This window comes from Bremerella cremea, from assembly GCF_039541315.1.
Classification (GTDB): domain Bacteria; phylum Planctomycetota; class Planctomycetia; order Pirellulales; family Pirellulaceae; genus Bremerella; species Bremerella cremea.
Genome location: NZ_BAABFZ010000009.1, coordinates 349,083 through 371,814, shown reverse-complemented (window position 1 = coordinate 371,814; position 22,732 = coordinate 349,083). Strand labels below are relative to the sequence as shown.

Annotated in this window: 18 protein-coding genes and 2 pseudogenes; 15 read left to right on the top strand and 5 right to left on the bottom strand. The window is 56.4% G+C overall.

Annotated elements, in window-relative coordinates; translation table 11 throughout:
- Nucleotides 1-71 precede the first annotated feature (71 nt).
- From ABD890_RS25090 to ABD890_RS25070, 5 genes are all read left to right on the top strand, one after another.
- Complete coding sequence (locus ABD890_RS25090; protein WP_345095790.1) at nt 72-512, top strand: hypothetical protein; 441 nt, start codon at nt 72-74, stop codon at nt 510-512.
- Nucleotides 513-995: 483 nt separating this feature from the next.
- Complete coding sequence (locus tag ABD890_RS25085) at nt 996-1,964, top strand: DUF1559 family PulG-like putative transporter (protein ID WP_345095788.1); 969 nt, start codon at nt 996-998, stop codon at nt 1,962-1,964.
- A 63-nt stretch (nt 1,965-2,027) separates the two neighbouring features.
- Nucleotides 2,028-3,578: a DUF1549 domain-containing protein gene (locus tag ABD890_RS25080; protein WP_345095786.1), complete on the top strand. Its 1,551-nt coding sequence runs from the start codon at nt 2,028-2,030 to the stop codon at nt 3,576-3,578.
- 33 nt (nt 3,579-3,611) lie between these two features.
- A complete protein-coding gene (locus tag ABD890_RS25075; RefSeq protein WP_345095784.1) occupies nt 3,612-4,901 on the top strand; it encodes a DUF1501 domain-containing protein in 1,290 nt (429 codons plus the stop codon).
- A complete protein-coding gene (locus ABD890_RS25070; protein ID WP_345095782.1) occupies nt 4,898-6,451 on the top strand; it encodes an EF-hand domain-containing protein in 1,554 nt (517 codons plus the stop codon). The genes ABD890_RS25075 and ABD890_RS25070 overlap by 4 nt, the downstream gene beginning before the upstream one ends.
- 86 nt (nt 6,452-6,537) lie before the next feature.
- Here ABD890_RS25070 and ABD890_RS25065 read toward each other — a convergent pair whose 3' ends face one another.
- Nucleotides 6,538-8,433, bottom strand: a complete 1,896-nt coding sequence (locus ABD890_RS25065; RefSeq protein WP_345095780.1) for a hypothetical protein — start codon at nt 8,431-8,433, stop codon at nt 6,538-6,540.
- Between the two features lie 1,236 nt (nt 8,434-9,669).
- Here ABD890_RS25065 and ABD890_RS25060 point away from each other — a divergent pair.
- Nucleotides 9,670-12,528 (top strand): ribonucleoside-diphosphate reductase subunit alpha, encoded by a 2,859-nt coding sequence (locus ABD890_RS25060; RefSeq protein ID WP_345095779.1) that lies wholly within the window; start codon nt 9,670-9,672, stop codon nt 12,526-12,528.
- A 149-nt stretch (nt 12,529-12,677) separates the two neighbouring features.
- Nucleotides 12,678-13,739, top strand: coding sequence for a ribonucleotide-diphosphate reductase subunit beta (locus tag ABD890_RS25055; RefSeq protein ID WP_345095777.1), 1,062 nt, complete (start codon nt 12,678-12,680; stop codon nt 13,737-13,739).
- Nucleotides 13,740-13,910: 171 nt separating this feature from the next.
- Here the strand turns inward: ABD890_RS25055 and ABD890_RS25050 are convergent, their stop codons facing one another.
- The gene (locus tag ABD890_RS25050) at nt 13,911-14,525 is read right to left on the bottom strand and encodes a DUF6655 family protein (protein ID WP_345095776.1); all 615 of its coding nucleotides are present in this window, start codon (nt 14,523-14,525) and stop codon (nt 13,911-13,913) included.
- Nucleotides 14,526-15,071: 546 nt separating this feature from the next.
- On the opposite strand from ABD890_RS25050, the pseudogene ABD890_RS25610 reads away from it, so the two are divergent.
- From ABD890_RS25610 to ABD890_RS25590, 3 genes and pseudogenes are all read left to right on the top strand, one after another.
- Nucleotides 15,072-15,230, top strand: a pseudogene (locus tag ABD890_RS25610) (type II secretion system protein); the annotation flags it as partial.
- A pseudogene (locus ABD890_RS25605) lies at nt 15,210-15,324 on the top strand (hypothetical protein); the annotation flags it as partial. The pseudogenes ABD890_RS25610 and ABD890_RS25605, both read left to right, overlap by 21 nt.
- Nucleotides 15,325-15,378: 54 nt before the next feature.
- Nucleotides 15,379-15,636, top strand: coding sequence for an H-X9-DG-CTERM domain-containing protein (locus ABD890_RS25590; protein WP_425548511.1), 258 nt, complete (start codon nt 15,379-15,381; stop codon nt 15,634-15,636).
- 4 nt (nt 15,637-15,640) lie between these two features.
- Here ABD890_RS25590 and ABD890_RS25030 read toward each other — a convergent pair whose 3' ends face one another.
- Entirely contained in the window at nt 15,641-16,126 is a 486-nt protein-coding gene (locus ABD890_RS25030; protein ID WP_345095774.1) for a hypothetical protein, read from the bottom strand.
- A 693-nt stretch (nt 16,127-16,819) separates the two neighbouring features.
- On the opposite strand from ABD890_RS25030, the gene ABD890_RS25025 reads away from it, so the two are divergent.
- Nucleotides 16,820-17,824: a DUF1559 family PulG-like putative transporter gene (locus tag ABD890_RS25025; RefSeq protein WP_345095772.1), complete on the top strand. Its 1,005-nt coding sequence runs from the start codon at nt 16,820-16,822 to the stop codon at nt 17,822-17,824.
- A gap of 34 nt (nt 17,825-17,858) precedes the next feature.
- Entirely contained in the window at nt 17,859-18,251 is a 393-nt protein-coding gene (locus ABD890_RS25020) for a hypothetical protein (RefSeq protein WP_345095770.1), read from the top strand.
- A 58-nt stretch (nt 18,252-18,309) separates the two neighbouring features.
- On the opposite strand, the gene ABD890_RS25015 is transcribed toward ABD890_RS25020, so the two are convergent.
- Both ABD890_RS25015 and ABD890_RS25010 read right to left on the bottom strand, forming a co-directional pair.
- Nucleotides 18,310-19,539, bottom strand: coding sequence for an MFS transporter (locus tag ABD890_RS25015; RefSeq protein WP_345095768.1), 1,230 nt, complete (start codon nt 19,537-19,539; stop codon nt 18,310-18,312).
- 187 nt (nt 19,540-19,726) lie between these two features.
- Nucleotides 19,727-20,041, bottom strand: a complete 315-nt coding sequence (locus tag ABD890_RS25010; RefSeq protein WP_345095766.1) for a hypothetical protein — start codon at nt 20,039-20,041, stop codon at nt 19,727-19,729.
- Nucleotides 20,042-20,582: 541 nt separating this feature from the next.
- On the opposite strand from ABD890_RS25010, the gene ABD890_RS25005 reads away from it, so the two are divergent.
- The 3 genes from ABD890_RS25005 to ABD890_RS24995 all read left to right on the top strand — a co-directional run bounded on the left by ABD890_RS25005 (nt 20,583) and on the right by ABD890_RS24995 (nt 22,730).
- A complete protein-coding gene (locus ABD890_RS25005; protein ID WP_345095764.1) occupies nt 20,583-21,599 on the top strand; it encodes a DUF1559 family PulG-like putative transporter in 1,017 nt (338 codons plus the stop codon).
- A gap of 143 nt (nt 21,600-21,742) precedes the next feature.
- Nucleotides 21,743-22,051, top strand: coding sequence for a hypothetical protein (locus tag ABD890_RS25000; protein WP_345095762.1), 309 nt, complete (start codon nt 21,743-21,745; stop codon nt 22,049-22,051).
- A 79-nt stretch (nt 22,052-22,130) separates the two neighbouring features.
- On the top strand, nt 22,131-22,730 hold the full coding sequence (locus ABD890_RS24995) for a hypothetical protein (RefSeq protein ID WP_345095760.1): 600 nt from the start codon (nt 22,131-22,133) through the stop codon (nt 22,728-22,730).
- Nucleotides 22,731-22,732: the final 2 nt, after the last annotated feature.

Genomic DNA, 22,732 nt, shown 5'->3' with positions numbered 1-22,732 from the left:
AACCGGGAGCCGAAGCCTTTCATTTTTTGGTTTCGGTCAGCCAATCGTTCATTATTCGGTAGCAAACTGCTATGAAAACCAATCCTTTCCAAGTGTGGTGCATGGTCGCTCTGGCTTCGGTCGCGATGGCTGGATGCTCGCAGAAAAGTGGCCTCGATGTGCAGCCAGTCCATGGGCACGTGACACGCAATGGTCAGCCATTGGCTGGTGCGGTGGTCGAGTTCTATCCCAGCCAGGGACGTCCTTCGAATGGGATTACCGACGAATCGGGAAACTATCAGATGCGATTTACTCGCGAAGAGATGGGGGCCTTGTCGGGGATTCACACGGTGAAGTTCTTTGTGACGCCGGACGCAGATAAGCTGCGGATCAGCACCAAGGGTATGTCGGCCGAAGATGCCGACGCCACGATGGCCCGGGCAATGGAGCCTCGCGAACTCAAGCACACTCAGCAAGTTACTGTCGAAGCAGGCGACAATCAGTTCAACTTCGATCTGACTGGCTTAGAGTAACACCGCTGGTCAGCGTGACCTTTCAGCACGAATCCAACGAAGCCCGTGGCCATCATGTGGTGCGCTCCGGCACTCTTTAGGGCGAACAGAACCAAGCCACGTTACCTCCTGCCGACTGGTGTGCTACCAAAGCTTGTCGGTGGTGGTATGTCATTTGAGACGACGTTCGTGTCGCGCTGGGTGACATCGGCCAGGGATGCGCCCCCGTGTTGTCGAATGGCTTTCTGCCAGACCGGAACATTCCGCGAAATTGTTTCCGGCTGATTCTTCGAGCGATATGCCTTTTCAATCGCCAGCCTTGGATAAGTGGCCTCCAGGTGAGGGGGTGCGCCACGGCACGGGGTATGGAAGTTGCATACCTGCCGAGGGTTAGGGCTGTTCATTCCCACACTTTTGGGATGCTGCCTAATCAGGGTAAGGTCTTCCGGAACGGCCTTGCCCGCTCGACATCTCGCACTGGTCATTGCAAAAGAGTCGTTGGATATGAAACGCGCTGCCCGCGGTGGTTTTTCGTTGCTGGACGCAATCGTCGCAACCTGTGTGCTTGTGCTGGCAATCACCATCGCATTACCAGCGTTGAAGATGGCATCGGCCGACGCCGCGAAGCAGACCTGCACCAACAATCTGAAGACGCTCAGCAGTGCCTTCCAGCAATACACGGGCATTCGCCAAGGTTTTCCGCCTCGTCGAACGGGGCTCGGTGGCAAGCTTCCCTTTGGTGGTTGGGGCGTGCAAATCATTCCCTTCATCGAGCCCAAGTTGGCTTCTGCTTTCAATCCCGACTACGACTATTACGACCCGATCAATCAGGACGTCAGTCGCCAGACGGTCGATGCGTTCCTTTGTCCTGCTTCGCCCAAAGATCGCAAGCTGGTGGTGACCGCGAGTGCCTCGGTTAGTTCGCGAAACACCGACCGCGCCTCGGTCTTCAGCTTCGAGCCAGGTCTGAACGACTTCATTTCTTCGAACGGCATGCGAATGCCCAGCACCGGTTATGGCGTGAACTGGCCTTCGGGCACGCGTGGCAATCGTCACCAGGCGATGACCGACGACGTCACCGTTCCGTTTCACCTGGTCTCGGACGGGCTATCCAATACGCTGCTGATCGTCGAAAAAGCAGGCCTGCCCGATCCATGGCGTGTCGGCAAGATGACCGGCGAAGGTTCCCCGCTGGGGGCCGAGCTTTCGCGTGGTGCGTGGGCTGGCTTCGGAAGTATTCAATTCTCGACCTTCGACCGCGAGACCGGCGAAGATCGCGGCAAGGGAGATGCGTCCGACTGCGCCGTGAACTGCAACAACTTCTTCGGCATCTATGGGTTTCATCCTGAAGGAGCGAACATCTTGCTGTGTGACGGCTCGGTTCGCTTCGTGACGCCAGAGCTCGACGGGCTCACCTTCGCCCGACTGACGACCCGCGACGATGGCCAGCCGATCGACCCGACCTCGTTCTAGTCGCCGGGCTGAAGGTCGCGTTGAATCTATTTTTTGTCTGTTGAATCGAAGTAAGAATATTAGATGGCTCGAACGACTTTGCTTGGCAGCGTCCTTTGGTTGTGCTGTATTTCGATGGCAATGGCCGAAGCGCCTTCCGCTCCACAGTTAGCCAATCGAATTGACCAACTGCTGCACGAATTTCAGCAAGACGAGAAAGTCGTTCCGTCGCAGCAGTCTTCCGATCCGGAGTATTTACGACGCGTTTATCTCGATCTTGGCGGTCGCATTCCCACCGTGGCGGAAGCTCGCGAGTTTCTGAAAGACGAGTCTCCCGATAAGCGGCAGCAGTTGGCCCACAAGCTCGTTCGTTCCGGAACGCATGCTCGGCAGATGGCAACCTTCTGGCGCCGCACCTGGATCCCGCAAACCGATACGCAAGAGTTCCGCGATCTGACCGACGAGTTCGAAACGTGGCTGACGCTGCAGTTCGCCAATGATGCTCCTTACGATCAGGTCGTTCGCAAGATGCTGACCGTTAATATTCCGGATGCGGAAATGGAGGCGCATACCGGTGCTTCCGCCGCGATGGGAACGCCCGAGAGCTTTCTGACCGCCAGCCAGCGTTTGCCATCGAACCTGGCGGCAAATACCACCCGGGCCTTCCTGGGGCTGAATCTCGATTGCGCTCAGTGCCACGATCATCCATTCAGCCGCTGGACCCAAGAGCAGTTCTGGGAAACGGCCGCCTTCTTCGCGCGTCCGAAGGCTGGCGACGACGTGACGGCCGAAAAGTTTGAGATTGAATTGCCGGAGTCGACCGTGACGGTTTCTGCCACGCTGTTCACCGGGGATGAAGTTCCCTGGCCGGAAGCGATGACGCAGGATAGCGGACGAAAGGCACTTTCCGACTGGGTAACCGGTCCAGGTAATCCTTATTTCGCCAAGAACGCTGTCAATCGGCTGTGGGCTCACTATTTCGGGGTCGGCCTGGTCGAGCCGCTCGACGATTTATCGGAAGACAATCCGGCGCTGCAGCCTGAGATTTTGGACGAACTGGCGGACGCCTTCGTTGAAAGTGGGTACGACCTGAAACTGCTCAGCGAAGCGATCGTGCTGACCGAAGCGTATCAACGCACCAGCCGTGTATCAGCCGGCGAAGAACGCGAGGTCGATCTGAAAAGCTACGCTCGGATGCCGGTGCGTGGCATGAGCGGCGAACAACTTTATCAAAGCATTCGCACGGCCGCTGGGATGAAAGCGGTTCGTGACGATATCGATCCGACACGTGGCCTCGATGATGGATCGCGATTTGTCAGCAGCTTCTTTGTGGAAGATGCCGCGCACGCGGAACGATCGATTCTGCAAGCCCTTGCCTTGATGAACGGGGATACGACCGCCGAGGTCATCGACACCGAGCAAAGCCCGATGCTGCGTGTGTTGGCCGATGCCCCATTTTTGAGTACCTCGCAAAAGATCGACACGCTGTTCCTGGCAACGTTGGGACGCAAGCCCGATGCCGAGGAAGTCGAGCTGTTCACGACCCATCTGAAGGAGTCGGAGGACCGCAGCGAGGCACTCAGCAACTTGATGTGGGTGCTGATCAACAGTGCCGAATTCAATACCAATCACTAACGACGATTTCTTTTCCGGCCTTGGAGTAACAACATGGCTCGTTCGTATCAACTGACTCGCCGCGATTACCTGCGCATGGCCGCGCTGGGCGTTGGCCTGGGCAGTGCCAACAGTTGGATCGGTTCGCTGGCGGCAGAAACCGAAGGCCTGGCCAAGACTAACAAAGCAGTGATCTTGCTGTGGCTTGACGGTGGTCCTGCCACGATCGATATGTGGGACCTGAAGCCCAACTCGCCCAACGGTGGTGAGTTCAAAGAGATCGCTACGGCGACGCCAGGCGTGAAGATCTCGGAGCATTTGCCGAAGCTCGCCGCTCAGTCAGAAGATCTTGCGATTGTGCGTTCCATGCATAGCAAGGAAGGCGATCATAGCCGCGCGACTCAGTTCGTAAGGACCGGCTACGTTCCGCAAGGTGCGATCAAGTTTCCAACGTTCGGAGCTCTTTGTTCGCATGAACTGGGGAATCGGGAACTCGATTTGCCAAGCTTCGTCAGCATCTCTCCAGGTCGAGGTGGCGGTTCGCTGGGTGGTGGCTTCCTTGGGCCAGAGTTTTCGCCTCTGGTGATTGGCGGCGAAGGTCGTGACAGCGCCAACCTGGTCGTGCCGAACATGCAGCGTGGCGAGAATGTCACCGACGCGACCCAGTCACAGCGACTCGACCTCCTTCGTAAGATGGACAAGCGTTTCCAGAGCGATCGTTCCGGTCAAGTCGTCGACGCACTGGAGACCGCGTCGCAGAAGGCCATTCGCCTGATGCGTCCCGAAGCGGCTGCTGCGTTTCGCTTGGAGGACGAACCAGAAACGCTGCGTGAAGCATACGGCCGCAACACGTTCGGCCAGGGCTGCTTGATGGCACGCCGACTTATCGAACGAGGGATCACCTTCGTCGAAGTCAATTTGGGGGGCTGGGACACGCACAACGAGAACTTTGAACGCGTCGCAGAACTTTCGGCAACGCTCGATGTCGGCTTCTCGACGTTGCTCAACGATTTGAAATCACGCGGCATGCTGGACTCGACCGTGGTCATTTGCCAAGGCGAGTTCGGTCGTACGCCACGCATTAACGGCCGCAGTGGCCGTGACCATTGGCCCCATACCTGGTCGACCGTGTTGGCAGGGGGTGGAATTCAAGGTGGTCAGGCCCTGGGGGCAACCAATGCGGATGGCGTCGAAGTGGCAGACCGACCGGTGACGGTGCCTGATGTGATCGCCACCGTTTGCAAGGCGATCGACATCGATCCGATGAAACAGAACCAATCGAACGTCGGCCGTCCGATCCGCATTGCCGATCCGGAAGCGAAGCCGATTGAGGAACTTCTATGAGAACGAAGATCTTGGCCTGGGGACTCGCGGCTGGCCTTTCCTTGAGCGGCCTGTCTGGATCCTACGCGGACGATGTGCCTACCACGCTGGAGTTGGCGGTGCTCCATTCCCGAGGGCTGCAGCGGATTGCATTGCCGATCGCCAAGGGGGATCGAACCTATCAGCAGCTTTGGGATCAGAAGTTCGCCGCGATCTTCGCCTACTGCGATATCGATGGGAACGGCACGTTGAACCCAGCCGAGGCCGCCAGACTTCCCGCCGCCGCCGCCCTGCGCGAAGCGACCTACAGCGGGTTCGCTCCGGTGATCAAATCAGCGCCGAAGTGGGAAGACCTCGGGGGCACTGAAGGAGGCAGCATCACGCGAGAACAACTCGCCGCGTATTATCGCAGCCACGACGTCGGCCAGCCGATAATCGGCATTGGGATCGCTCCGTTCACGAATGATCTTACCGCTGCCCTGTTGGCCCGCCTCGATGCCGACCAGGATGGAAAGGTAAGTCGCGACGAATGGAGCAAGGCGGAAGCAGTACTCGATCAACTCGACCAGAACGACGATCAAATGATTGGTGCTGGCGAACTGGTGGCTGGGGTGTTCTATCCTGGAACGTCGGCCAGCTTTCTCCTACAGGTCGCCAGCGATGACCGCCCTCCCCTTGCCGAGGCGATGCACGACTTCCCGGTCAGTCGTTTGCCGCAACAGCCTGGCGACATCGCGTGGACCCACCGACTGAAATCGCAGGCAAGCTTTCCGAAGCAGTTGCACGACACCGCAAGCGTGACCGCCTGGCGAGATGCTTCGCCGGACCAGATTTGGAATGTACAACTTGTCGTCGACAATCAAACGCAGGCGATCGTGGTGGAAGGTGTTGGTGAAAAAGAGCAAACGACCGAACTTCCTTACGTGAAGCTTGGCGATACCTGGTTAACGGTTCGCAGCGATCCGGGGCAGATGGTAGAGCGGCTGGAAGGCTTGCTTACTTCGAGCCGAGAGCAGTTCGCCGACTCGGACGAAGATCAGGACGGTGTCCTTTCTCAGGCTGAGTGGTCCGCTTCTGGCAAGGGATTCGGTTCGGCCATGGTCGCCATGATGGATCGTGATGGCAATCAGCAGCTTACCAAAGCGGAACTGGAAGGCTGGCTTACGCTGCAGGAAGAAATCGCTTCCGGTTTGGTGATGGTGACCATCGTCGATTGTGGAAGCGGCGTGCTCGAACTGCTCGATACCGACCGCAACGGGGCCCTCTCGCGACGCGAACTGCGAAATGCGGTGGCTCGTCTGGAAGAGGCCGGATGCGTTCAGGGCGACACGGTCGACCTGGAACGCCTGCCTCGGCAACTGCTGTTCACCATAAGTATCGGCCCGCCCGACTCGGTGCTCGGCAAGATTCAGCGTCGCGGCCCTGATTGGTTTCTTTCGATGGACCGCAACCAGGACGGGGACGTCTCGGAAGCGGAGTTTGTCGGCGGAGCGGAAGCGTTCCAGTCACTCGACGTCAACGGCGACAAGCTGATCACATTCGATGAAATTGAAAACCTGAAAGTGGACTGAGGTTCGCCTTCCATCATCCATAGAAAGAGCCCGCAGGTCGGAGTCGATCTGCGGGCTCTTTTCGTTTGGAATTGTGTCAGGTCGGCTTAGTTCTGAGCCGTCTGCTTAGGCGTGGCCTGAGGGGCCGGCGACTTGGTATCGCTGCTGAAGGTTTCCGATTCGAGGGCAACCAGTTTGTGGTAAGCATCGATCGTCTTGGCGTCGGTGCACACGGTCAGGTTCAGCACCAGAGCACGCGTTTCGAGCCAATACTTCAGGCGTTCCAGCTTCACGACATCGAGGTCGAGTCGTTCGGCTTTGCCTTGAGCTTCTTCCATGGCCTTCTCGGCATCACGAAGCTGCGAGTATTTCCCGTGCTGCATGATCGTTTCACGCATCTTCTCGCCATCTTCCTTCAAGATTGCATCGAGATCTGGGTGCCATGGGCTGGCGAGTTCCGGCCACTTGTTGCGGACATCTTTGTTGATGGCCATCTTGGCTTCGATGATCTTCTTGCGAGCTTCGCCCAGGTCCTTGTCCAGCTTCTTCTTCTCTTCCTGCTTCGTTTTGATCAGCTCTTCAGTCACTTTGCCAAGAGCTGGCTGCTTGAGATCGAACTGTCCCGCCAGGCCTTCGATCACGGCCTTTTCGCAAGAATCGGCACCGGTCATCAGAACGGCCAGCGGAGCATGAATGGTCAGCAGGCCTTCTTGGCCCGACGTCTTGCTGAAGTGTCGCAGCAACGTGTCGGAAGTACGAATCGGAATGTCGATCGTGTCGGCGGTCAGCACGGTGTAAGCGTGAGCTTCCAACATCGATGTCTGACCATCGTTGTTGTAGTCGGGCTGGCTTACGGCACTGCCGGTTCGCGTTTCGCCAGAGAGGGCTTCCCAGAAGTAGGAAGAGTACTCGCGGTATTCGGCCTGGTCGATGTTCGGTGTGCAACCAGCAGCGACGCGGTCAGGCACGGTCGAAAAGAACCCGCAACGAGGCTGCTCTGCCAGGCCGTTGGCTGGGTCGCCCCCTTGGAAGATCATGTTGCCAAAGCCACCGCTATAGCATTGCACCATCACGGCAACGACTTCGGTATCGGCAGGGAACTGGTCGAGGAACTCGGTCCATTCTTTGACCGACATTTCTTCGTTCGGCCAGAGGTGCGTGAAGTTATCCGAGTCGGTCAGCGGCTTCGGCTTGTCCTTGGCAGGCTGCTTCGCTTCCTCTTTGGCGGGCTTGGATTCTGCTTTCGGTTCTTCCTTCTTCTCGTCGTCGCAATTCACCGGATCTTTCGGCGTGGTTGCGTCTTCGGTGCCGGGATCTTCCGCTTCGGTTTCCGGGGTTGGAGGCGTTTCAGGAGCCGCTTCTTCCTTCGGTGGTGCTTCGACTTTCACAGGTTCCGTCGCAACAGCGTCCGGTTTGGCTGCTTCTTCCGTCTTGGCTTCTGTTTTCTCTTCAGCCTTGGTTTCCGCGGCTGCTTCATCTTCCTTCTTCGCGGGCGTTGGTTCACCGCGCGAGCGACGTGCGCGAGGCTGCGTGCCGGGACGAGGTCGACCGCCGTGACCGGTGAAGTAAATTACCAGGCGATCGTCTTTCGTCAAACGTTTGGCGAACTGTTCCAGCGTTTCTTCGATCACGGCAGGTTCCGCCGGACCGTTGACGCCAGGAATCGAGTTGCTGCGATAATTGAACTGAAAGCCGTTGCCAGGACCAATCACTTCGGCCAGCAGCGACTTCAGGTCTTCGCCACCCTTCTCTCGTGCCATGTATTGAATGTCACGGATTTCGTCGTTGCCGTCGGCGAACAGGATTTGATGCTCGACGTTATCGAGCCCCAGCTTGCCGAGGGTGCGTTGAAAATACAGAACGTTGTTTTCCAACGAGATTTGATTGCCCGACGGATGAGGACCACCGCCGATGGTCAGGATGTAATCGTTTGCAGCGACTGGCCGCGCATTGCCGACCAGCAGCATCGTCACGAGAGCCAACAATGAGATTTTCAAACGCATTCTTCTTGCTCGCTAAGGATGGTGACTGTCGATAGCACTTCCTTGGCTATGGACCGTCATGGTTGGAAAAGGGGATTCCATTGCTGGGGTGCAAAGGAGCCTCTGGTCAGGTCAGCGAAACGCTGAAACACATTGCCATCGTCAGCCAATGTAAGTGGTTGGCTCGTCACGTTGGGGCATGAGCAATGCAAGTTGCCGCGTCTGTTGGGCAGACGACGGCGGACCTTGAGCGTGCTATCAATTTTGATTGAAGCGGCGGCGAGCGCGAATCACCTGAGTATGGCGGAAACGCAAAATTGCGCAAAATAATATGTTGTCGATGCGTCAGGACCGGAACCCGACGGTGGTGTGGGAAGATCGATCACAGCCGGCTAGCACCACAAGATCTTGTGGTCGGCTGTTAAGCTTTAACGATTACCAAGCAGCCAAGAAATTGCCCAAATTCACACCGGAAGTGACCAAAGGTGTCATCCGACGGGGCCATCATGTGCAGGCGGGATGAATTCCGGGTAAGAGATCCATAAAGTTCCAAGAATTTGCCACGGAGTGTGCTGCCAGTCTCGGCCGGGCACTAGATCTAGTGCTTGCATTGGCTGGTTGCTTCTAAGTGTCGTGTTTATAGGCACTTGTGGTTAGAAATCCATCCTTAGACGGATCGTCCTGCGGCGTGCGATAGCACTCTTTGCTAGCGACCTGCTTGTGGAAAGCAATGTCGGATGTTGCTCTTACTTGTTGGCTCGCAATGGGTTATGGCATGTGAAGATAATGTGGTTGACGCGTTCTGCTACCACGATATATTGGGCTCCCGTCGTCGGAAATGACTCAATTCGCCCCCAACATATGGCGATAAATCAATTTTGGCGACACAGGATATTGTGCCGTGAATCTTCAGTGATACAATATCTTGTAGTGGTGCCCACGAGGTAGCGCGGCAAACGCAGCCAAGCTGAGCGGGTAACAACAACCTCACAGGTAGTAGTGGGGTGCCCTGGGATCAGGGTGTGACGATTTATGGAGTCTCAAGTTCTCGTCTGAACATTGTGTCATGGACGACCAGGCAATACCTGCATGGCTTGCTTGCGCTTGATGCTGCACCTTCGGAACGTTGTCACCCACCCGTGTGTGGTTCATACAAGGTGTGTTTCCTGGCTGAATAAGGCGACGGCAATGGAATCGAAAAGCAAACCGGACGGCACGAAACCGACCGGAACTCAGCAACCTGTAGGAGACGATGTCATGACGACAGTGACGACCCAGGTATCTTTGGACGTCCGCAAGCGGGACGGCCGGATCACTTCTTTCGAGTCGAGCCGCGTTGAACGGGCCATCGAACGTGCATTCCGAGCAGAAATCGGCATTCCAGACGAGCAGCCGATTGAATCCGCTCTGCAGCAGCAGATTTCTGAGATCACGACGAACGTGGTTAATCAGATCGAAAATCGTCCGTTCAGCCGCGATGGTGTGGACGTCGAAACCATCCAGGACGCTGTCGAAATTCAGCTGATGCGTCACGGTCACTTCTCAGTGGCTCGTCGCTACATCCTGTATCGCGAACAGCATGCCAAGCTGCGTGCTCTGCGTGCGGTCGAAAGCGATGGTACGCTGACCGCTCCACGCATCTTCGTGAAGCAGGAAGATGGCGACAAGATTCCATTCGACTCGACTCGCATGCGTCGCCGAATCTACTCCGCCGTTCGTGGCCTGGAGCAGAACTGCTCGGCCGAAGAATTGGTTGAAGAAACCTACCGTTCGCTGTACGACGGCATCACGCCGCAGGAAATCTACCGAGCCATGATCCTGGCTTCGCGTAGCCGCATCGAACGCGATCCAGATTACGACACCGTCGCCGCTCGCTTGATGCTGATGGTGATCTACAACGAAGCCCTCGGGCACATCCATCCGAACGAAGACCTGGCCGAAGTCAGCCAGCGTAAGTTCGAGGACTATATCACCGTTGGTATCGAATCGAAGCGTCTGCACGAAAAGCTGCGTGAGTTCGATTTGGTGAAGATCTCGGCGGCCCTGCGTCCGGAACGTGACGCTGCATTCCCTTACCTCGGTTTGCAGACGATCTATGACCGATACCTGCTGCACGTCGAAGGTCGCCGCATCGAAACGCCTCAGTACTTCTGGATGCGTGTCGCGATGGGCCTGGCCTGGAATGAAGAGGACAAGGAAGCTCGGGCAATCGAGTTCTACAACATCCTGTCGACTTTCCGCTTCACCTCGGCGACGCCAACGCTGTTCAATGCCGGTACGCTGCATCCTCAGCTCAGCTCGTGCTACCTCAGCACGGTGATGGACGACCTGGAACACATCTTCAAGGTAGTCGGCGACAACGCCATGCTCAGCAAGTGGGCCGGCGGTCTGGGGAACGACTGGTCGAACATTCGTGCCACCAACGCCCACATCAAGGGTACCAATGGCCAAAGCCAGGGTGTCATTCCATTCCTGAAGGTGGTCAACGATACCGCGATCGCCGTCAACCAGGGTGGCAAGCGTAAGGGTGCGGTTTGCTCGTACCTCGAATCGTGGCACTTGGACATCGAAGAGTTTCTCGATCTGCGCAAGAACACCGGTGACGATCGTCGTCGTACGCACGACATGCACACCGCCAACTGGATTCCTGACCTGTTCATGAAGCGGGTTCGTGAGAATGCCCAGTGGACGCTGTTCAGTCCAGACGAAGCACCAGATCTGCACGATCTGTACGGTGCCAAGTTCCAGGAACGTTACGAGCAGTACGAACAGATGGCAGACGAAGGCAAGCTTCGTATGTTCCGTCGCATCAACGCCCTGGAACTGTGGCGTAAGATGCTGACCCGTCTGTTTGAAACGGGCCACCCTTGGATCACCTGGAAAGATCCGTCGAACCTGCGTTCGCCTCAGGATCACGTCGGTGTGGTTCATAGCAGTAATCTCTGCACCGAGATCCTGCTGAACACTTCGAAGGAAGAAACGGCCGTTTGTAACCTGGGCAGCATCAACCTGCTGGCTCACGTGAAAGATGGTCAGTTCGATCTCGAAAAGCTGCGTGAAACGGTTACCACCGCGGTTCGCATGCTCGATAACGTGATCGACATCAACTACTACCCAACCAACGAAGCTGGTGCCTCGAACCGTAAGCATCGTCCAGTCGGTCTCGGCCTGATGGGCTTCCAGGATGCCCTGTATGCCATTGGTGCCGGTTACGCCAGCGACGAAGCGGTCGAGTTTGCCGATCGCAGTATGGAAGCGATTTCGTACTTCGCTCTGCTCGCCTCGAGCCAGTTGGCTGCCGAACGCGGTACGTACGAAACCTACAAGGGATCGAAGTGGGATCGCGGTATTCTGCCGATCGACTCGCTCGAAATCCTGGAACAGGAACGTGGCGTCGCCATCGACCTGGACCGCACCCAGACGCTGGATTGGCAAGTCGTTCGCGACTCGATCGCCGAAAACGGTATGCGTAACAGCAACGTGATGGCAATCGCTCCGACGGCAACCATTTCCACCATCATCGGTGTTACCCAGTCGATCGAACCGGCTTACAAGAACCTGTTCGTGAAGAGCAACCTGTCGGGCGAGTTCCCACAGATCAATCGTCGCCTGGTGCAGGACCTGAAGGACCTGGGCTTGTGGGATTCGGACATGATCGAAGCCCTGAAGTATTACGACGGTGGCCTGCTCGATATCGACCGCATTCCAGACGACATCAAGCAGAAGTACCTGACCGCATTTGAAGTCGGCCCAGAATGGTTGATCGAATGTGCCGCTCGTCGCCAGAAATGGTTGGACATGGGCCAGTCGCTCAACTTGTACATGGCCGAACCAAGCGGCAAGAAGCTGCACGAGATGTACTTCCTGGCCTGGAACAAGGCTCTGAAGACGACTTACTACCTCCGCACGCTGAGTGCGACCCAGGTCGAGAAGTCGACGGTCGACGTCAACAAGTTCGGTATTCAGCCACGCTGGATGAAGAACCAAAGTGCTTCGGCCAACATTAAGGTCGATCGCGAAAAGGCGGCCTCTGTCGATTCGTTGGATCAGCTTCCGGAACAGCAGCCAGAAGCGAAGGTCTGCAACCTGGATGGCGACTGCGAATCGTGCCAATAGGCAGCGGTTGTCATGACTGACCATGTCCGGTTGTTACTGGACATGGGCCAGGACTCTGCCAAAGTCTGTCGCCGGCCGCAATCTGGGTTGCCGCCGGCGCGATTGCACGACGCAATTTTCCCGCACACTTTTCCTTTCGGAGAAACACGATGTCCACTCCAAGCCTCGGCTTTGATACCGAAATGACCGGCACCAGCCGCGTTCGCGCCAGCGAGAAGCGTTTGATCAACGCTCACCAGGTCGACGTGAATCAGTTGATGCCGCTGAAGTACCACTGGGCGTGGGAACACTACCTCAACGGTTGTGCCAATCACTGGATGCCAACCGAAGTTCCAATGACCAAGGACATCGAAACTTGGCGTAGCGACAAGCTGACCGAGGACGAACGCAAGGTGATCATGCGTAACCTCGGCTTCTTCTCCACTGCCGAAAGCCTGGTGGGCAACAACCTGGTGTTGGCGATCTTCAAGCATGTTACCAATGCCGAAGCCCGTCAGTACCTGCTGCGTCAGGCATTTGAAGAAGCGATTCACTCGCACACCTTCTTGTACGTCGTGGAAAGCCTCGGCCTGAACGAAGGCGAAGTCTTCAACATGTATCACGAAGTCCCCGCGATCACTCGCAAGGATGAGTTCGAGATGAACTTGACCCGTGAAGTGCTCGACCCGGACTTCCGTACCGACAGCTACGAAGGCATTCAAACCTTCCTGAAGAACCTGATCGGTTACTACATCATCATGGAAGGTATCTTCTTCTATACCGGTTTCGTGATGGTGCTTTCGTTCCACCGCCGCAACCTGATGACTGGTATCGGCGAGCAGTTCCAGTACATTCTGCGTGACGAAACGGTTCACTTGAACTTTGGGATCGACTTGATCAACGGCATCAAGGAAGAAAACCCGGAAGTCTGGACCGAAGAATTCCAGCAATCGATCATCGACCTGATCAAGGAAGCTGTCGAACTGGAAATCGGTTACGCTTCGGACTGCCTGCCCAACGGTATTCTCGGCTTGAACCGCGATCTGTTCCGCGACTATGTCCATCACATCGCTGATCGCCGTTTGGAACGTATCGGTCTGGCCAAGCAGTTCAACCAGCCGAACAACCCGTTCCCATGGATGAGCGAAACCATGGACCTGGCGAAGGAAAAGAACTTCTTCGAAACCCGCGTCACCGAGTATCAAAGCTCGAGTGGCTTGAATTGGGACTAACCTGGTTCCCCTGCCCCACGGGCGGAACAACCGGCTCTCACAGCCGGGTAAGAACCAAGGATTGTGTCTTGTAAAGGACTACAAGGGCGAGCCATCCCCGCGATGGCTCGCCTTTTTTTATGCGCGAACCTCGCCGGTGCGAATCGTATTGCTAACGAGATCAGCCGAAAGCTATTTCCCCAGAAAACCACCGCCCTGCACCGGGACGCGTGTTCCCGAATGTTGGATCGATCCGGAATAGTACGGACCGGTTCCCAAGACTTTGCGAATATCTTGATAGGCATCGGCCCGCATCGTACCGGAGTGCCAGATCATGTTGCCGGTTTCTTTCTCCCGGGCAAACAGCGACAGCTTCGCCACGCCGAACTGGCGATCACGGATATAGAGGTAGACGTCCGGAATCTGGTCGGCGTCGGTAATGCCAATCGTGTCTTGCCGCGAGTCGGTGCCGTAGGCCGATAACCCTGCTTCGACAATGATGTCGGCCTGGTCTCGGGCATCGGCCAGGCGAACGCCATACATCGCCATTTGTTCTCGAATGCGATACGCCACGTAGCCGTTGTTTCCATTGCCGAGCCCGGTCGTATCGAGGTAACACCTTCGACTCGCCAGCGGACTGAAATCGAACGAGCAAATCACCGCGTCGGCTGAAGAGTTGAGCAGCAATTGCTGCGAGCCGGTTTGTGCCGTATCGGTGACGCGCACCGTCGACCGGCAACCGTTGCTGGCGAACAATATCGCGGCAAACGCTAACAAGAAACAATTTGGCGTCGAAGCAAGATGCATGCGGGCGATCCTCCACCACAAGGCCGTTACGTTCCGGTCGTGTGCAGCCGAAGCCCAGGGATGGAAGGCAAGACTCGGCGAAAGAGAGGTCTCGAAGTTCGTGCCAGCAATCGAAACGACCGATACCCTCCCGCAACTTACCTCGACTGCTGCCTGCCGCAGGATCGAGACGAATCGTTGTGGGCCGCAAACTTACCGCAATGCGAAATGGGACTGCGCTGTATCGGCAAGCAGACCTCCTCTTCAAGGCTATGGCGTCTATGAAAATTCAGGTGGATGTTCGTCCTGCATTTGTACTCACCGTCAACAAGTTGGGGAGCTGCTACCGCCAGGGAGATTGGCACCGCAACCGATTCGCGTTGCTGACAGTCATGTCACGCCAACCGACTGGAGGGTGGAAGCAAACCGACGAACTTGCCGAATCGCTGCCCTTTTCGTGATCGGTATTCTTTTTGTTTTATGAGGGTGCTTCCTTGCCAGAGCAATTTCATCGTGCCTGTCCCGCCTCGGTAGCTGTGGTTTGTTTTTCAGTTGGTTTTCAGCTTTATGCCTACGCGTCGCTACGGTTTCACGCTTGTTGAATTGCAGGTGGTTATCGCCATTATCGGAGTCTTGATTTCGCTGCTCTTGCCTGCCGTTCAAGCGGCACGCGAAGCGGCTCGGCGTATGCAATGCTCGAACCAGTTGAAGGAGATCTGGCTGGCCGACTGAGATTCTGCCTTACATCGAGCAAGGGAATCTCGCCGACGTGTATACCGCGAATCTGCCTCACTTCCATGAAGACAACCAAGAGTTGGTTCGCACCAAGGTCGACCTGTTTGTCTGTCCTTCGACGCCAAATGGTGATCGCGAAGTGCAACTCTCGACCGGTCCGCAGGCACTTCGGCTGCGAAGTTATTACGACGACTGCTCGGCGGAGTCGGACAGTTCGACCATTTACAACCGGATGATCAACGTTTGCAATCAGCAGGGTCTCTACAGCTTTCACCCTGCCGGAGCCATGATCGGCCTCGGCGATGGCAGTGTTCGCTTCCTGTCGGAAACGACCGACATCGAAATGCTGGTCGCGATGCACTCGCGAGCTGGCGGCGAAGTGTTTGAGATGCCGTAGCAGGCTACTTCTTCTTTTTCTTCGTCTTCAGCGTGTGCGTGAAGTCGATGCGATACCGTTCGCGTTCCCTTTTGATTTCGGCGGGGCCATCGTTAATGGTGGCAATCATCGCTTCGACCATGCACAACGATTGAGGGAAGTCGCCGACCATTTCCGACTTCTTGATCTCGACGTCGTTATAGCCGTCGCAGAGATAGGTGTACTCGCGATCGTCATGATAGGTGCCGTAGAACTGCGGCCAGATAATGTCGGCAGGCTCGACCGGCAATGTGGCGACGCGTGTCACAGGCGCGTCCCGGCGGCGGCCGACGATGTTCATGAAGACTGCCCCGTTGGTCAATGCCTGCATAGGAGTATCGCCCTGGTAGGCAACCGCAACCCAGCCTCCATGAGCCCAGCAAAGCATCGACTCGCCTCGAACGATCTTATGTTGGAACCAGATATACCAGTCAGGGCGAGCATTGACCTGGCAGTAATCGCCTTCTTTCATTCTCACGTACTTTCAGCAACACGAAGCGAGCTCAATTCGATCGATCCAAGGTAGTGAATCCACGTGACTGCCGCGATTGGGTCCGGATCAAAACAATGAACAATCTTCAGAATCTTTTTTAGAGTTTCAGGCTAACTCTAGGAGAGAATTCCAAAGACAAGCGAATCGCTGATGATGTCTGGGGCACTTCGACGTGCCTTGGCAGGCCTTCTTCTGCCCCAAGTTGCGATCTGGGCAAATCGTCTCGCACGGCGGCTTGCCGCTGGCATTTCTCACCGACACAACCGCTGCCGATTGAGAACCATTACGTCATCACAATTAGTCTTCGTCAGTCCTTCCGGAGGGACGTCTCCAAGACGCGGATCACGCCATCCTGGCGATAAGGTTGGCATCCGACTGCGATCCAACGTGATCACGCGAAATCGGAAACAAACCGGACCTGCAAGATAGGTGTTCTTCTCAGGAACCCTTATTTGGCACACGATAATTGCGCGAAAGGTGAGTGATGGTAAGCACTTAGGAATGGGGCATTGGGCTTCGCAAAATAATACGCGTGGGGGGCTGAGACGCAAAAAAGTTAAAAAAGCTTGTTTAATAACGGCGCCGAATATATACTCCCATGCATCGTGACTGATCTTAGTCCCCCTGAAATGGGTGCTTGTTCTTCTCCCTTTTCCAAGTGGCGCTTCTGCTATGAAATCGAAATTATCAGGTTTTACATTAGTAGAACTGCTGGTGGTGATTGCCATCATCGGCGTTCTGATTGCGCTTTTGCTGCCAGCGGTGCAGCAAGCACGCGAAGCGGCTCGACGCTCGCAATGTGTCAACAACTTGAAGCAGCACGGCCTTGCCCTGCACAACTTCCACGACACATTCAATCGCTTTCCACCAGGTACGACCAACAACTTGCGTCCCTTCGGGACGGCGACCGCGAACAAGTGGGGCACCTCGTGGATGGTGCACATTTTGCCCTATGTCGAATTGGGCAATGTCTACGACATCATCGACCTGAGCCAACACTGGAACGATGGTTCGGTGAGCGACGCCTGTGGTGTTGATGCGGGCAGTCCGATCTTCGGGATCTACGAATGTCCTTCCGCTTCGCTTCAGCAGGAACTGGGCGGCGATGCGGTGAAGACGATGATCGCGGACTACATCTCGATCGCTGGCGTCGTGAATGGTTTTGGAGGTGTCACCGGTGCCACCCAGAACGATACCGACCATGGCCCTTCGGCGATGAATGGTGTTTTGTACTACAACAGCAAGACCACCTTCGCTTCGATCACCGACGGTTCCAGCAACACCATGGCTGTCAGTGAAGTTGGGGGTTGGCTGAAGAACTCCTCGGGAACACGTACGGATGTTCGCAGCATGACCTACGGTTTCAACATGGGAACCAGAGGACAGAACAACAACACGACGACGCTGCCAGGCAGTGGTTCGAGCGATGGTCGTGCGTTCAACACGACTTCCCTGCGATACCGAATTAACCCGACGAACAACTTCAGCATTTCGTGTAGCAGCGAAGGCATCTGCGGCAACTATGGCAACAACTCGCCACTTCGCTCCGAGCATCCTGGTGGTGTCAATGTGCTGTTCTGTGATGGTTCGATCCACTTCTTGCCAGAAACGATCGACCTGACCACGCTCGGCAATCTTGGGGTCCGCAACGATGGCAACGTCGTGCAGATTCCTTAATCCCCCAAACACCATTTTCATGCAGGAACAGAAAATGCGTAGTGTTGCTCTATCGATTGGCCTACTCGCTTTGGCGACGCTCGGCTGCACCGCGGCGGCAGAGCCCGAGAATCCTCGCTTTCAAGTTACCGGCGTGGTGACCTTGGATGGCAAGCCATTGGAGGCTGGGCAAATCATCTTCGATTCCCCAGAACAAGCCGCCAAAGGAATCCCACCGGTGATGGCCGAGATTGAAGCTGGCAAGTATTCCCTCTCAGCGCCCGAGGGAAGCAAGACGGTGAAGATCTCGCACATGGTCGAAGTCGGCAAAGAAGAAATCACCGGCGATCCGATCATGAAAGAAGAGATTCCAGCGAAATACAATCGCAATAGCCAGTTGACCGCTCAGGTCGACAAGAAAGAAAACACCGCGAACTTCGATCTCTAAGCGATCGAAGTTCACGACAGATTAAACCCTGCCCGGAAGCAATTTCGGGCGGGGTTTTTTAATGCGCCGCGCCGGTCTGCAGGTTACGCAGCGTGCGAATCGCCAGATACGTCAGGGCGATCCCCAGGAAAGCGGTCGCGCTATAGCAGACCCCTGGCCAGCCATAGCTGGTCCACGCCCACACGCCGATAGCCGATCCGACCGAGCCACCCAGGAAATAGGTCACCACGTACACCGCCCCCAGGCGATTACGAGCTTCGGGAAGCAGACTGTAAATCCGCGATTGGTTGCAGACGTGGACTGCCTGCATCCCCATGTCCATTAACACGACACCGACCGCCAGCACCCAGATCGAACTTCCCCACAAGCCCATCACCAGGAACGAGAAGAACGTCAGCAGTAGCGACGGGATCAGAATATAGAGGGCACCCATCGAATCGGCTAATTTGCCAACCGGCCCGGCGGCCAACGCTCCAGAGATCGCCAGCAAGCCCAACAGCCCGGCAACGTCGCTGCCATATTCCATCGGCGGTTGTTCGAGGTGAAACGAAAGCGTCACCCAGAAGGCACCAAAGCCAGCGAACGACGCACTTCCATAGACGCACGAGGCCCGCAAGATCGGTTCGTCTCGCAGCAATTTAGCCATCGAGATCAGTAGCTGCGGATAGGTCATCTTCGAATGAGGCACCGACGCCGGCAACTTCTTCCACAGCAGTATCAGCAAAATGGCGAGCCCTGTCGCGGCGATGTAATAGACGTTTCGCCATCCCCAGATCGAACCAAGCACACCGCTCAAAGCTCGCGATAACAACAGCCCGGTCAGCAGTCCGCCAAATACCGTGCCGACGACAAACCCGCGTTGGCGTTCGTGGGCCAGGCTTGCCGCGAGTGAAATTGTCATGTGGGTGCCGATCGTCGAAACACCCAGCAGCACGCACGAAACCGACAGCCAAACGATTCCGTTCGACGCCGAAACGGCCAGTAGCGACAGAATGGAAGATCCGACCGAGGCGAGAATAAACGGCCTTCGATCATAGACGTCCCCCAGCGGAAGCAGCAGCAACATACCGGCGGCTTGGGCCAGCAGGCCTAAGGTCGCGGCACTGCCTACCTGGGCTTCGGTCAGCCCCAGATCGTTGGCGATGACTGCCAGCAGCGGCTGGGCATAGTACAAATTGCCCACCACCATGCCGACCGTCGCGGCCAACAGCACCGTCAGCGAAAGGCTCACGCCTGCTTCGTTGTCGGAAGAATCGTTGTCTAAGGTGGGCGACGATTTCAACTCCATCGCGCACTCTGATTGATAGTCTGCCATTCGGTCGCGGCCTGTCCTCTTCTCCAAAACCTGTTCCAACAAGTAACAGAACAGATTGCCTGAGGACACCGCAACCACCCTACCGGTTCATCTGCGGGATGCCGATTCGTCAATGGCAGGGCGATCCACCTGGAATGAGGGGCTATCGGAGGCGGCGAGGTTAATATCGCTCAAAGGGTACTCTGACGAGCTCTTCCAGCGGCTTCAAGCGTGCCACATCGAACTCGGGCGGAGCGTAGACTTCGACCACTTCTTCCGAACAGCGAATCGCCGCCGAAATCTCTTCGTCGTCGAACATTCCTGCAAAGACATGCGAAGGATGGTTCAGCTCGGTCGGCTTGTGCGTGAAAGGACAAGTCACTTCGATCGAGTTCAGCTGCCGCAGTACGATCGAGTCGGCGACGAACTTTTCCCACTGCTTGTGAGTCCAGGCCACTGGCAACGTGATCGTCCCGAAGATTGGATGCGCCGACATGTCAGGAAGTGCCTTAGCAGAGAACAAGTTGAAAGCCGATCGAGCCCGCGATTTCCAGGCGAATCCGACATCGTATCAGCCTTGCCGTGGTACAGCCTCACGGAAAATCGATCTAGATCAATTCTTCGCGCAGACCCGCGGAGACTTCTCCGTTCCAAATCCGATGACACGAGACATCATCTTTGGAGAATCTTTGCGCTTCGCCTTCATGGGGAAGGCTGCCTAGCATCTGGGCAAGTTCTCAGAAGCCCTGCGAAACTTGGCATGGGGCTGGTCATTACGTGTCCATAGGTGCGACGTAGTGAATCGATAAAAGCCGAATTTCTAACTTTCTGCACGATGCTTCCTTCTCCGGGCTTAAGCACTGGCTAGAGGTTCTCTTCGTGACGCTGATCCCTTCGCGAGGAGGAAGCCTTGGCTGTCGGAGGTGTGGCTGGCGAGGGATTTTCCTTGAATTGGCATGGCGCTTGTTTGGTTTGGATCGACTGCCCGCGCGGCGCCTTCCTCACTTCCCCCCTCGGACCTTTGAATGGAGTTTTCTATGCGACGCTCTTTGCGGCCTGCCGGTTTCACATTGGTGGAACTGTTGGTGGTGATTGCCATTATCGGTGTCTTGATCGCTTTGCTACTTCCGGCTGTGCAGATGGCACGCGAGGCAGCGCGGCGGATGTCCTGCACGAACAACCTGAAGCAACTTGGCCTGGCACTGCACAACTATCATGACACCTTCCTTACCTTTCCACGCTATAACCAGCGTGCGTTAGCCTCGAATGCCTCTGAGTCCTATTCGTGCGGGCCACACGTCAAGATCCTGCCGTTCATCGAACAAGACGCGATGTATGAACAGTTGAAGACGGCCACCCAAAACTTCTACCGCAACATCGCCGACGCCGAGACATTGGTCCAATCGAACCGTTTGTCGGCTTACGTCTGTCCCTCGGATAGCCCAGTGGGGAACGACGCGCGAACGGCGAACTGCAACTATCCGTTTTCGACCGGCTCGAACCTCGGATGGAATATCTCGGAATCGCGCCAGAACGGTGTGCTCCGTTTCTCGACAGAAACGGACTTCGCCGCGATCACGGACGGTACGACCAACACGATCGTGATTGGCGAGCATGTGGCCGGCGACGGCGACGACGGTGCCTACCGCGTCGGATCGGACGTGGTCCGTGGCTTGCCCTGGTCGGCGAACGAGTCGACCTCGCAAGGGGCGATTTCTCAGGCCACGATCGATGCCGCTGGTGTCGCTTGCGACAACAACAAGGCGAACCACAGTAGCTACGCCGGCCTGCGTTGGACCCGTGGAACGATGGAATACGCGATCTTCAACACGCTGGCTCCGCCCAACTGGCGTTACCCAAGTTGCATGACTTCAAGTAGCACCGGCAACCATGGCAGCTCGACCGGTTTGTACGCTGCCCGCAGTCGTCATCCTGGCGGCGTGAATACCGCCCTGGCGGATGCCTCGGTCCGGTTTCTGACCGAAACGATCGACTTGACCACCTATCACGCGATGGGAAGTCGCAACGGTGGCGAGGTCGTCCAGACGCCTTAGCGGGCCGCCGCTGCGAGCGGAATCTTACCAGCAAAACAAAGCTTCCCTGGCCATCTCGCCGGGGAGCCATGGCACCGCCTGCCCAGGCAAGGTGGTGTGCTCGTTTCGCTAATTCCCTTTATGACGGTTCAAGGAACACAGAAATGTCTCGCATGATTCGCGAACTTGGTTTGCTATCGTTGGTGGCTTTGGTGCTGGGGTGTGGCGGTGCTGGAGAGGCTCCGGTTCGGGTCACTCCCCCTGCCCCGGATGCCAAGGAAACCCTGCAGCAAATTGCCGGAGGAAGCTCGTTAAAAGCCCTGAAACAGCAGCTTTACCAGGAAATCGAAGGGCTCCGCGAAGCCCAACCAGAAAAGGCCGCCGAGCTGATGGCCGACTTCGAGAAGCTGGTCCAAGAGAAGGACCCCGCTGCCGTTCAAGCGCAAGCGAACATGATGGCAGAAAAGCTTTAGGAGGTACCGATACAGAAAACCTGCGGTCAGCGTTACACTGGATAAAGTACCAGTGAACGTTGACCAGACAGGTTGGGAGATGAAGACCGCAATTTTGGGCTGGGGGTCTCTGCTTTGGGATGACCGCCCGCAATTTGATCAGCACCATGGGCCTTGGTTTCTGGATGGCCCGCGACTTCGAGTCGAGTTCTCGCGAATCTCGGTGCGCCGTGATCGTGCCTTGACGTTGGTTCTTGAAACCGAGATCGGTGCCGAATGCCAGGTCGCCTATACCGTCAGCCTTCGCTCCGAGGTTTTGGAAGCGGTCGGCGATTTGAAGATTCGCGAAGGTGCCACCGACCAGCAAGTCGGGCTTTATTATCCCAACTCGGACTGCGATACCGATCACCAACGGCAGACCGTGGCTGCGATCCGGACGTGGGCCGATGCCACTGACTTCGACGCGGTGATCTGGACGGCGCTACCTAATAACTTTCAGCAGCTTCATGAAGTGGGAGCTCCCTTCTCGTTTGAAGCGGCCGAGTCTCACCTGAAATCGCTGCCGGAACATGGATTGGGCCGAGCAGCGGAGTACGTGTTTCAGGCTCCCTCCTTCATCGAAACCCCACTTCGAACGCACCTGCAGCAGCTTCCCTGGTTCGAGGAAAGTTGGCATCGGTATCGCCACGAGAACTACTGACA

Bases quoted from the DNA above. Each gene is read 5' to 3' on its own strand.
- ABD890_RS25085 (WP_345095788.1), top strand. From the start codon at position 996: ATGAAACGCGCTGCCCGCGGTGGTTTTTCGTTGCTGGACGCAATCGTC.
- ABD890_RS25020 (WP_345095770.1), top strand. From the start codon at position 17,859: ATGCGTAGTGTTGCTCTATCGATTGGCCTACTCGCTTTGGCGACGCTC.
- ABD890_RS25090 (WP_345095790.1), top strand. From the start codon at position 72: ATGAAAACCAATCCTTTCCAAGTGTGGTGCATGGTCGCTCTGGCTTCG.
- ABD890_RS25005 (WP_345095764.1), top strand. From the start codon at position 20,583: ATGCGACGCTCTTTGCGGCCTGCCGGTTTCACATTGGTGGAACTGTTG.
- ABD890_RS24995 (WP_345095760.1), top strand. From the start codon at position 22,131: ATGAAGACCGCAATTTTGGGCTGGGGGTCTCTGCTTTGGGATGACCGC.
- ABD890_RS25060 (WP_345095779.1), top strand. From the start codon at position 9,670: ATGACGACAGTGACGACCCAGGTATCTTTGGACGTCCGCAAGCGGGAC.
- ABD890_RS25075 (WP_345095784.1), top strand. From the start codon at position 3,612: ATGGCTCGTTCGTATCAACTGACTCGCCGCGATTACCTGCGCATGGCC.
- ABD890_RS25070 (WP_345095782.1), top strand. From the start codon at position 4,898: ATGAGAACGAAGATCTTGGCCTGGGGACTCGCGGCTGGCCTTTCCTTG.
- ABD890_RS25015 (WP_345095768.1), bottom strand. From the start codon at position 19,539: ATGGAGTTGAAATCGTCGCCCACCTTAGACAACGATTCTTCCGACAAC.
- ABD890_RS25025 (WP_345095772.1), top strand. From the start codon at position 16,820: ATGAAATCGAAATTATCAGGTTTTACATTAGTAGAACTGCTGGTGGTG.
- ABD890_RS25050 (WP_345095776.1), bottom strand. From the start codon at position 14,525: ATGCATCTTGCTTCGACGCCAAATTGTTTCTTGTTAGCGTTTGCCGCG.
- ABD890_RS25030 (WP_345095774.1), bottom strand. From the start codon at position 16,126: ATGAAAGAAGGCGATTACTGCCAGGTCAATGCTCGCCCTGACTGGTAT.
- ABD890_RS25010 (WP_345095766.1), bottom strand. From the start codon at position 20,041: ATGTCGGCGCATCCAATCTTCGGGACGATCACGTTGCCAGTGGCCTGG.
- ABD890_RS25055 (WP_345095777.1), top strand. From the start codon at position 12,678: ATGTCCACTCCAAGCCTCGGCTTTGATACCGAAATGACCGGCACCAGC.
- ABD890_RS25000 (WP_345095762.1), top strand. From the start codon at position 21,743: ATGTCTCGCATGATTCGCGAACTTGGTTTGCTATCGTTGGTGGCTTTG.
- ABD890_RS25080 (WP_345095786.1), top strand. From the start codon at position 2,028: ATGGCTCGAACGACTTTGCTTGGCAGCGTCCTTTGGTTGTGCTGTATT.
- ABD890_RS25065 (WP_345095780.1), bottom strand. From the start codon at position 8,433: ATGCGTTTGAAAATCTCATTGTTGGCTCTCGTGACGATGCTGCTGGTC.